We start from the raw sequence: 9,853 nt of genomic DNA on the forward strand, positions 1-9,853 counted from the left end.
GCACGACAGCAAAGGCTGAATAGATTAATCTAGCGCGGTTTTTTTGCCCGCCTTTCGGAGCCCCCCCTATGCCCACTCGTGAGATCCGCCACCCGCTGATCCGCCACAAGCTCGGCCTGATGCGCCGTGCCGACATCAGCACCAAGAACTTTCGCGAACTCGCCCAGGAAGTCGGCGCGCTACTGACCTACGAAGCCACCCAGGACCTGCCACTGGAAACCTACGAGATCGATGGCTGGTGTGGCAAGGTGCAAGTTGAAAAAATCGCTGGCAAGAAGATCACCGTGGTACCGATCCTGCGCGCCGGCATCGGCATGCTTGACGGCGTGCTCAGCCTGATCCCGGGCGCCAAGGTCAGTGCCGTGGGTGTCGCCCGCAACGAGGAGACCCTCGAAGCACACACCTACCTGGAAAAGCTTGCGCCGGACATCAACCAGCGCCTGGCGCTGATCATCGACCCGATGCTTGCCACCGGCGGCTCGATGGTCGCCACCATCGACCTGCTGAAGAAGGCAGGCTGCAAGGAAATCCGCGCCATGGTGCTGGTTGCAGCGCCAGAAGGCATCGACGTGGTGGAGAAAGCCCACCCGGACGTCCAGATCTACACCGCCTCGATCGACCAGCGCCTCAACGAACACGGCTATATCGTTCCGGGCCTGGGCGACGCCGGCGACAAGATCTTCGGCACCAAGCAGAAGGACGCCTGACCATGCAGGACGGCTTCAACGACCCGCTATGGCGCCAGGTCGTTTCGGGCGCGCAGATGCTCTTCGTGGCATTTGGCGCGCTGGTGCTGATGCCGCTGATCACCGGCCTTGACCCTAACGTCGCGCTGTTCACCGCTGGCATCGGCACCCTGCTGTTCCAGCTGGTCACGGGCCGTCAGGTCCCGGTATTCCTGGCCTCGAGCTTTGCCTTCATTACTCCGATCATCCTCGCCAAAGGCCAGTTCGGCCTGGCCGAGACCATGGGCGGCGTAATGGCCGCAGGTTTCGTATACACCTTCATGGGCCTGATGGTTAAGATCAAGGGCACCGGCTTCATTGACCGCATGCTGCCACCCGTGGTGATCGGCCCGGTGATCATTTCCATCGGCCTGGCCATGGCACCGATCGCGGCCAACATGGCAATGGGCAAGGGCGGTGACGGCGCGGTCCTTATGCCGTACAAGACCGCCATGCTGATTTCCATGCCAGCGTTGCTCACCACCCTGATCGTCGCGGTATTCGGCAAAGGCATCTTCCGCCTGGTGCCGATCATCTCCGGGGTGCTGGTTGGGTTTGCACTGGCGTTCGCCTTTGGCGTGGTCGATACCGCCAAGATCGCCGCCGCGCCTTGGCTTGAGATCCCCAACTTCACCGCACCAGCGTTCAACTGGCAGGCCATCCTGTTCATCGTGCCGGTAGCCCTGGCCCCGGCGATCGAGCATATCGGCGGCGTGATCGCAGTCGGCAGCGTGACCGGGCGCGACTACCTGAAGAAGCCTGGCCTGCATCGCACCCTGCTGGGTGACGGCCTAGCCACCACGGCAGCCGGCCTGTTCGGCGGCCCACCCAATACCACGTATGCCGAAGTGACCGGCGCCGTGATGCTGACCAAGAACTACAACCCGAAAATCATGACCTGGGCGGCGATCTTTGCCATTACCCTGGCCTTCATCGGCAAGTTCGGCGCATTGTTGCAAAGCATCCCGGTGCCGGTGATGGGCGGCATCCTCTGCCTGCTGTTCGGTTCGATCGCGGCGGTGGGCATGAACACCATGATCCGCCACAAGATCGACCTGGGCGAAGCTCGCAACCTGGTGATCGTGTCGGTGACCCTGGTGTTCGGTATCGGCGGCGTGCTGATCGGCAGCGGCGACGGCCCTGATGATTGGGGCCTGAAGGGCATCGCCCTGTGCGCTATCGTGGCCATTGCCCTGAACCTGATCCTGCCGGGCAACGATGGCTGGAAAAAAGAGAAGCTGGACCTGTAGGAGCGGCCTTGCGTCGCGAAAGGGCCGCAAAGCGGCCCCTTCAATTCAAGCCTTTTCACACATCCGCGCCAGCACCCTCACCCACTCCGGGTGATCATTCAGGCACGGCACAAGCACCAACTCTTCGCCCCCTGCCTCGATGAACTGCTCCTTGCCGCGATCGCCAATTTCCTCCAGCGTTTCGATGCAATCGGCCACGAATGCCGGGCACATCACCAGCAGCTTCTTCGCACCGGCCTTGGCCAGTTCATCCAGACGCGTCTCGGTATAGGGTTCGATCCACTTGTCTCGGCCTAACCGCGACTGGAACGAGACAGACCACTTGCCATCCGGGATGCCCATCCTGGTGGCGAACGCCTTGGCCGACGCCAGGCACTGCCCCCGGTAGCACACCGCACGCACTTCGGCACTGGCATCCTTGCAGCAGTCCGCTGCCCGCAAATCATGCTTGCTGCCAGGCATGAGCTTCTTCAGGTGCCGCTCGGGCAAGCCATGGAAGCTCAACAACAGATGGTCGTAGTCCTGTTCAAGATAAGGCCGGGCGCTGGCCACCAGGGCATCGATGTACTCAGGGTGGTCATAGAACGGTTGCAGCACACGCAACTGCAAAGGCAAGGCGCGTTCGGCAACAGTCTGGTTGGCCAACGCCACTACCGTAGTCACCGTACTGTCAGCGAATTGTGGATAAAGCGGCGCCAGTGTCACCTTGCGCACACCTTGAGCGGCGAGGCGCTCAAGCACCTGCGGCAGTGCCGGCTCGCCATAGCGCATGGCGATTTCCACCGGACCATGAGGCCAGTGCTCCACCATTGCGGCCTGCAGGCGACGCGTCAAAACCACCAACGGCGAGCCCTCGTCCCACCAGATCGAGGCATAGGCATGGGCAGACTGTTCTGGGCGCTTGATCAGGATCAGCGACACCAGCAAGCGCCGCACCGGCCATGGCAGGTCGACCACGTAAGGGTCCATCAGGAACTGGTTGAGGTAGCGGCGCACATCGGCTACCGAGGTGGAAGCCGGAGAACCCAGGTTGACCAGCAACAGAGCGTGATCGGTCATGCAGCGTCCTATGTCAGAGGCGCCTGGACAGGTTGTCCAGGGCCGATTGCAGATCGTTGTAACGGAACGTGAAGCCTGCGGCCAGCAAACGCACAGGACGTGCCCGCTGGCCACCAAGCAACAGCGTCGACAGCTCTCCAAGGCCCGCCTTCAGCAGCAGGCCAGGTACCGGCAGTAGCGCAGGCCGGTGCAGGGCCCGGCCCAGGCGCCGGGCGAATTCGCGGTTACGCACAGGCTCTGGCGCGCAGGCATTATAAGGACCACTGGCGTCCTTATGCCGCAAGAGAAAATCTATCAGGGCAACCTGGTCGTCTATATGCACCCAAGGCATCCACTGCCGCCCATTGCCCAACGGGCCGCCCAGCCCAAGCTTGAACGGCAGGCGCAGGCGCGACAGGAAACCGCCATCGCTGGCCAGCACCAACCCCGTGCGCACCAACACTACGCGCAGCCCAAGGGCCTGCGCGCGCTGCGCGGTTTCCTCCCAGGCAATGCACAGTTGGCTGGCGAAATCCTCGCGCACCGGCGGCGATGCCTCGGTCAATTCACGCTCACCGCCATCGCCATACCAGCCCACCGCAGACCCCGAAATAAGCACTTCGGGACGTTGCTCGCGGGTACCGAGCCAGCCCAGCAATTGCTCAGTAAGGCTGATACGGCTGGCCCACAGCACATTGCGCCGGGCTGCGGTCCAGGGCCGGTCGGCAATCGGCGCGCCAGCCAGGTTGATCACTGCGTCCACCGGCTCGTCTGCGGCAAGTTCCTCCAGCTGGGCAATCCCGCGCACCCCGCTGCCACATAGGCGCGCAACTTGATCAGGGCGCCGGCTCCACACGGTCAGGCGATGCCCCTGAGCGAGCCAGAACGGGCAAAGATGCTGGCCGATTAAGCCAGTGCCGCCTGTCAGCAATATATGCATGGCTGTGTCCTCACAGAGTGCGGCGATGGTCTATTTTTACAACAAGGCACTTTTTTAACCCAACGCTCTCAGATAAACATAGGCCAACCTGCCCTATGAAGCGGAATAACCTTATACAGATTTTAAGTATTGTACAGGTTTGCCTGACAGCGTAGTCTGCTTACAGCAAGGTTCGAAGAGGCCATCATGACAGTACCTATTGCCATCATCGGTGCCGGTATCGCCGGCCTTTCCGCTGCCCAGGCCCTGCAAAAGGCCGGACAATCCGTTCACTTGTTCGACAAAGGCCACGGCAGTGGCGGGCGCATGGCCAGCAAACGCAGCGAGGCCGGGGCGCTCGATCTGGGCGCCCAATACTTCACTGCGCGCGACCGGCGCTTCGTCGAGCAGGTGCAGCAATGGGTAGCCGCCGGCTGGGCCGAACAGTGGAAACCGCAGCTGTACAACTACCGTGACGGCGAACTGACTCCCTCGCCCGACGAGCAGACCCGCTGGGTAGGCGTGCCCCGCATGAGCGCGATCACCCGCGGCATGCTCAAGGACGTCACGGTGAACTTTGGCTGCCGCATTGCCGAAGTGTTTCGCGGCAAGCAGTACTGGCACCTTCAGGATACCGAAGGCTGCAGCCATGGCCCGTTCAGCCGCGTTGTGATCGCCGTGCCCGCGCCCCAGGCCACGCCGCTGCTTGCGGCGACCCCCAAACTGGCCGCCGTGGCAGCAGGCGTGGTGATGGAACCCACATGGGCCGTTGCCTTGGCCTTTCAGACACCGCTGGACACACCGATGCAGGGCTGCTTCGTGCAGGACAACCCGCTCGACTGGTTGGCACGCAACCGTAGCAAGCCAGGCCGCGATGAGCAGCTCGATACCTGGGTACTGCATGCCACATCCACGTGGAGCAAGCAGCATATCGACCTGGCCAAGGAAGAAGTAATCGAGCAGCTATGGGGAGAATTCGCCGAACTGGTCGGCTGCGTGGTGCCCGCACCGTCCTTCTCCGTGGCACACCGCTGGTTGTATGCGCGGCCGGCCGGTAGTCACGAATGGGGCGCACTGGCCGATGCCGACCAAGGGCTCTATGCCTGCGGCGACTGGTGTCTGTCTGGCCGCGTGGAAGGCGCCTGGCTCAGCGGTCAGGAGGCGGCCCGACGGCTGTTGGAGCATCTTGAATAAACAAAACTGCAAAACTATACAAAAATACTAGTTTGCATAAGTTTGCGGCTGTGCTGGAATACCCTTGTACACGCGCGATTCCATGTACAAGTTTTCGGAGGCAGCCATGCACGATCCATCCGCCCAGAGTAAGCCCCGCATTGCCATCAGCTCATGCCTGACAGGCCACAGTGTGCGCTACAACGGCGGGCACAAGTCGTCCGATCTGTGCCGCACCCAACTGGAAGAACACTTCGATTGGCTACCGGTCTGCCCCGAAGTCGCCATCGGCCTGGGGATACCCCGAGACCCGATCCGCCTGGTCGGTGACCCCGAACATCCCGCCGTGGTTGGGACACGCGACCCTGGCATGGACGTCACTGGCCCGCTCGCCAGTTACGGCGAACAAATGGCCGCTGAGCTGGACGATATCTGTGGCTACATTTTCATGCAGAAGTCGCCGTCCTGCGGGCTGGAGCGGGTCAAGGTCTACCAGGATAACGGTCACCCGGCAGCACAGGGCGGCAGAGGCGCCTATGCAGCGGCCTTCTGCGCCCGTCGTCCGGACCTGCCGGTCGAAGAAGAGGGTCGCTTGCACGACCCGGTCCTGCGCGAGAACTTCATCAGCCGCGTCTACGCCTATGCGGACTGGCAGCGCCTGCTGACCGAGGGTTTGAGCCGTGGCGCACTGGTGCGCTTCCATTCGCGCTACAAATACCTGCTAATGGCCAACAACCCGCAGGCTTACCGACAGCTTGGGCGCCTGCTTGGCAGCATGAGCCGGGACGATGACCCTCAAGTCATCGGGCCCCGCTATTTCAGCCAGTTGATGCAGGCGCTGCGTCGCTGCGCTAGTCGCGGTACCCATGGCAACGTACTGCAGCACCTCAGTGGCTATTTCAAAGACGCACTGACGCAGCAGGACAAGGCCGAGCTGCAACACATCATCGACCAGTACCAGCAAGGGGTCGTACCGCTCGTGGTACCGCTGACCTTACTCAAACACTATCTGCGCAAGCACCCTGACCCGTACCTGCAGCAACAGGCCTACTTGCAGCCACACCCTGACAGCCTGGGGCTACGTAATGCTGTCTGAAGCGCCCATGCCCATCGGTGAACTGGCACGCCGCACCGGTGTGAATCCGGTAACCTTGCGCGCTTGGGAGCGGCGCTATGGGCTGCTGAAGCCGCAACGTACCGCCAAGGGCCACCGCCTGTATGGCCGCGATCAGGTCGAACGTGTCGAAGCGATCCTGGCTTGGCTGGAACGGGGCGCATCGGTCGGCCAAGTGCGCGAGCTGCTCGACAAGCCACCCGGCGCTGCCCCGCAAGGCGACTGGCAAACCCGCCAGCAACAGTTGATAGAGGCCATCGCCAACCTGTCCCAGCGCAGCCTCGACCAGCAACTGAATCAAGCCATGGCGCTGTATCCGGCCATCACCCTGTGCGAAAAATTGCTGCTGCCATTGCTAGATAGCCTGGCTCAACGTTGGTGCAATTATTTCAATGCCAGGCTCGAACAGGTGTTCTTCCACACTTGGCTGCGCAGCAAGCTGGGGGCGCGGGTCTATCACGACAATCAGTCACTGCACGGCCCGGCCGTGCTGCTGGCCGAAGACAGTGAACACGCCTTCGACCCCAGCCTCTGGCTTTATGCCTGGCTGCTGAGCAGCAGTGGCATCCCTGTCGAAGTGCTTGAAAACCCCGTGAGCGGAGTGGAGTTGCAACGCGCCGTCACCGCCCTGCAACCTCGCGCTGTGCTGCTGCACCTGGGCCCGCGCATCGAAAGCAGGGCCCTGCTCCGTACCCTTCAGGGGATAGCGGGGACGAAGCTGCTGGGCGGTGCCACGATCTCCCTTCACCAAGCCCAAGTGCAAGCCTTCGGCCTGCCCGAGCTTTTCCTGTTCGATACCCCGCAGGCGGCATTGCGCACGCTGCAAGGTAATGACCGCCCGCCTGTAGAGTAGATACCCCATGCAACTGATCTGGCTGCGCAGCGACCTGCGCGTCAACGACAACACCGCCCTGAGCGCCGCCTGCGAACGCGGCCCTGCCGTGGCCTTGTGGCTAGCCAGCCCAGGCCAGTGGCAGGCGCACGACGACGCTGCCTGCAAGGTCGACTTCTGGCTGCGTAACCTGCGCGACCTGCGACAGTCACTGGAGGGCCTTAATATTCCGTTGTTGGTGCGCAGGATCGACACCTGGGACCAGGCGGCCCAAACGCTGCTCGACGTATGCCGCCAGCACAAGATCGAAGCGGTGCACTGGAACGATGAGTACGGCATCAACGAAAACAGCCGCGACCAGGCGACCCGCGCGCTATTGGAAGCCTCCGGCGTTCAGGCTCACAACTACCTCGATCAGCTGTTGTTCCGCCCCGGTAGCGTGCTGACCCGCAGTGGTGATTACTTCCAGGTCTTCAGTCAGTTCAAGAAAGTCTGCCTGGAACACCTGCACCGAAGCCTGCCGTCGCAAGCGCCTCGGGTAAAGCGCCAGGCCCCCGTAGGCATCGCCAGCGACCCCATTCCACAGCACATCGAAGGCTTCGACAAACCATCGCGCGCCCTGAGCGAACACTGGCCTGCGGGCGAGGACGAAGCGCAAGCCCGACTGTCACGCTTCGTGGACGAAACCATCGAGGATTACCACCACCTGCGCGACCTGCCGGCAAAACCTGGCACCAGCCAACTCTCGGCCTACCTGGCGGCCGGGGTAATCTCGCCCCGCCAGTGCCTGCACGCCGCACTGGCGAGCAACCGCGGCGAGTTCGACAGTGGTAGTACCGGCACCCAGACCTGGATCAACGAATTACTCTGGCGCGAGTTCTACAAGCATATCCTGACCGGTTATCCACAGGTGTCACGCCACCGAGCATTCCGCACACACACCGAATTACTGCCTTGGCGCGACGCCCCTGCCGACCTTGAGGCTTGGGAACAGGGACGCACCGGGTTCCCTATCATTGACGCGGCCATGCGTCAGTTGCTGCACACCGGATGGATGCACAATCGTCTGCGCATGATCGTCGCCATGTTCCTCAGCAAGAACCTGCTGATCGACTGGCGCCTGGGCGAACGGCACTTCATGCGTCACCTGATCGACGGAGATCTGGCTGCAAACAATGGCGGCTGGCAGTGGAGCGCCTCCACGGGCACAGACGCGGTACCTTACTTCCGTATTTTCAATCCCGTTTCGCAGTCGCAACGCTTCGACCCACAGGGGCACTTCATTCGCCACTGGGTACCCGAGTTGCGCGGGCTGGATGAAAAAAGTATCCATCAGCCTACGCAAAACAAGGATCTTTTCGCTGATAATTCGTACCATCGTCCTATAGTTGACCTTAGTAGTAGCCGCCAGCGTGCACTGGAGGCCTTCAAGGGGTTATCGCGCAGCCAGGGTGAGGGGACCGCGTATTGAATCATCCGCGAATTTTCTGGGTTACGGGGGCTAGTAGCGGTCTGGGCTTGGCCTTGGTGGAGCAGTTGCTCGGGCTAGGGCACCGGGTAGCGACTAGTGGCAAGGATTGCCAAGCGCTCGACGCCTTGGCAGCGCACCACGGCAGCCGTCTGTTGCGCCTGCCATGGCAGTTGCATGACGAGGACCAGGCGGCCAGCGCATGCCTTCAGCTTTGTCATGCCTGGGGGTCGCTGGACAGCCTGATCATCAATGCAGGGGCCAGCGATTATCTGCCGGATACGGTAGCGGTCACAGACGTGTTCGAGACGATCGTAAGCAGTAACCAACTGGCGGCCGAGCACTGCCTGGGCCAGGTTTTACCGTTGCTGGTGAAAGGCGACAAGCCGCAGGTAATGGCAATTTTCAACCGTTATTCAGCCTTGCAGTTGTATGCGCCCACGCAAGTGACAGCAGGCTGGAACAACACACCGCAGTGGTTTCGCGAGGCGCGTCAATCGCTGAAAAATCAGGGCATTGACCTGACAGTGGTGGCGCCGCACTCATTGAAGACGCCAGTCACGTCAGCGATGGCCTATCCTGAAGAGTGGACGCCACAGAGCGCAGCCCAGGAGCTGCTGCAACGCTTGCCACTGCGCGAGCCGGAGCTTGTGCTGGAGGTCACCAACCTGAGTAGCTTGTGGCCATTGTCACGCTAAGTGATGAGGGGGGAATTGCCATCCATATCGCGGCCCCGCGATCTGGATGGCAATGACAAACTTACAGTGCCATGCGGTAATGCAGGCTGTAACTCTCGACTCCATCATTGGGCTGTTTGATGCCGGCATTGGAATAGTGGATTGCCCGCACTCCAATCTCATGCCCACCTGCAAAACGCAGCCCGAAACCGATTCGGTCTTCGAACTGGAACGACGAACCCAACTCGTTGCTTTCAAGCTCAGTGCTGGCAAATGCAGCCACACCGATGCCCGCCTCGATGTAAGGCTTCACCGACTCACCGGCAAACTCGTAGACGAATACAGGTGCGAAAGACAGGCTATGGTTGCTCGCCGTCTCGTCGCCATCCCAATAGGTGTAAGCCCCATCCCAATAACCGGTCAGCCGACCGACGCTCGTCTGCCACCAGCTAGCATCCCAGTTGGACTGAAGGCCCAGACGATAAACCTGGGTGGAATCACCCGTTTGCCCTACCGATAACGAAACATCGGCAGCTTGTACTACCGCGATTTGTCCCAAAGTGACGGCGGCAGCCGCCGCCAAGCCGAGCAGTTTCCTCATGAGAAACATCCTTCTTTCCAATGCTGTTGTAAGTGTTCGCCTCATGGCAGGCAAAG

10 protein-coding genes are annotated in these 9,853 nt (G+C 61.5%); 7 read left to right on the top strand and 3 right to left on the bottom strand.

Features of this window, described 5'->3' with window-relative positions; translation table 11 throughout:
- Positions 1–68: 68 nt before the first annotated feature.
- Positions 69–707 (top strand): uracil phosphoribosyltransferase, encoded by a 639-nt coding sequence (gene upp / locus JET17_RS22600; protein WP_012316249.1) that lies wholly within the window; start codon positions 69–71, stop codon positions 705–707.
- Positions 708–709: 2 nt separating this feature from the next.
- On the top strand, positions 710–1,975 hold the full coding sequence (locus tag JET17_RS22605; protein WP_012316250.1) for a uracil-xanthine permease family protein: 1,266 nt from the start codon (positions 710–712) through the stop codon (positions 1,973–1,975).
- 45 nt (positions 1,976–2,020) lie between these two features.
- Here JET17_RS22605 and hemH read toward each other — a convergent pair whose 3' ends face one another.
- Both hemH and JET17_RS22615 read right to left on the bottom strand, forming a co-directional pair.
- The gene (gene hemH / locus JET17_RS22610) at positions 2,021–3,034 is read right to left on the bottom strand and encodes a ferrochelatase (protein ID WP_012316251.1); all 1,014 of its coding nucleotides are present in this window, start codon (positions 3,032–3,034) and stop codon (positions 2,021–2,023) included.
- A 13-nt stretch (positions 3,035–3,047) separates the two neighbouring features.
- The gene (locus tag JET17_RS22615) at positions 3,048–3,953 is read right to left on the bottom strand and encodes a TIGR01777 family oxidoreductase (RefSeq protein WP_012316252.1); all 906 of its coding nucleotides are present in this window, start codon (positions 3,951–3,953) and stop codon (positions 3,048–3,050) included.
- A 186-nt stretch (positions 3,954–4,139) separates the two neighbouring features.
- Between JET17_RS22615 and JET17_RS22620 the strand changes: the two genes are divergently transcribed.
- The 5 genes from JET17_RS22620 (at position 4,140) to JET17_RS22640 (ending at position 9,217) form a co-directional block, all read left to right on the top strand.
- Positions 4,140–5,126, top strand: coding sequence for an NAD(P)/FAD-dependent oxidoreductase (locus JET17_RS22620; protein WP_012316253.1), 987 nt, complete (start codon positions 4,140–4,142; stop codon positions 5,124–5,126).
- 106 nt (positions 5,127–5,232) lie between these two features.
- Positions 5,233–6,201: a YbgA family protein gene (locus JET17_RS22625; protein WP_012316254.1), complete on the top strand. Its 969-nt coding sequence runs from the start codon at positions 5,233–5,235 to the stop codon at positions 6,199–6,201.
- Positions 6,191–7,072 (top strand): MerR family transcriptional regulator, encoded by an 882-nt coding sequence (locus JET17_RS22630; RefSeq protein ID WP_012316255.1) that lies wholly within the window; start codon positions 6,191–6,193, stop codon positions 7,070–7,072. Before JET17_RS22625 ends, JET17_RS22630 begins: the two co-directional genes overlap by 11 nt.
- 7 nt (positions 7,073–7,079) lie before the next feature.
- A complete protein-coding gene (gene phrB, locus JET17_RS22635; RefSeq protein ID WP_012316256.1) occupies positions 7,080–8,522 on the top strand; it encodes a deoxyribodipyrimidine photo-lyase in 1,443 nt (480 codons plus the stop codon).
- Entirely contained in the window at positions 8,519–9,217 is a 699-nt protein-coding gene (locus tag JET17_RS22640) for an SDR family oxidoreductase (protein WP_012316257.1), read from the top strand. The genes phrB and JET17_RS22640 overlap by 4 nt, the downstream gene beginning before the upstream one ends.
- Positions 9,218–9,278: 61 nt before the next feature.
- Here JET17_RS22640 and JET17_RS22645 read toward each other — a convergent pair whose 3' ends face one another.
- On the bottom strand, positions 9,279–9,797 hold the full coding sequence (locus JET17_RS22645) for an acyloxyacyl hydrolase (protein ID WP_012316258.1): 519 nt from the start codon (positions 9,795–9,797) through the stop codon (positions 9,279–9,281).
- Positions 9,798–9,853: the final 56 nt, after the last annotated feature.

Origin of the sequence: Pseudomonas putida, assembly GCF_016406145.1 — a bacterium.
Taxonomy (GTDB): Bacteria; Pseudomonadota; Gammaproteobacteria; order Pseudomonadales; family Pseudomonadaceae; genus Aquipseudomonas; species Aquipseudomonas putida_E.

What these genes read in the sequence shown, in the direction of transcription:
- JET17_RS22620 (WP_012316253.1), top strand. Translation starts at nt 4,140, where the DNA reads ATGACAGTACCTATTGCCATCATCGGTGCCGGTATCGCCGGCCTTTCC.
- hemH (WP_012316251.1), bottom strand. Translation starts at nt 3,034, where the DNA reads ATGACCGATCACGCTCTGTTGCTGGTCAACCTGGGTTCTCCGGCTTCC.
- JET17_RS22645 (WP_012316258.1), bottom strand. Translation starts at nt 9,797, where the DNA reads ATGAGGAAACTGCTCGGCTTGGCGGCGGCTGCCGCCGTCACTTTGGGA.
- JET17_RS22630 (WP_012316255.1), top strand. Translation starts at nt 6,191, where the DNA reads ATGCTGTCTGAAGCGCCCATGCCCATCGGTGAACTGGCACGCCGCACC.
- JET17_RS22615 (WP_012316252.1), bottom strand. Translation starts at nt 3,953, where the DNA reads ATGCATATATTGCTGACAGGCGGCACTGGCTTAATCGGCCAGCATCTT.
- upp (WP_012316249.1), top strand. Translation starts at nt 69, where the DNA reads ATGCCCACTCGTGAGATCCGCCACCCGCTGATCCGCCACAAGCTCGGC.
- JET17_RS22605 (WP_012316250.1), top strand. Translation starts at nt 710, where the DNA reads ATGCAGGACGGCTTCAACGACCCGCTATGGCGCCAGGTCGTTTCGGGC.
- JET17_RS22625 (WP_012316254.1), top strand. Translation starts at nt 5,233, where the DNA reads ATGCACGATCCATCCGCCCAGAGTAAGCCCCGCATTGCCATCAGCTCA.
- phrB (WP_012316256.1), top strand. Translation starts at nt 7,080, where the DNA reads ATGCAACTGATCTGGCTGCGCAGCGACCTGCGCGTCAACGACAACACC.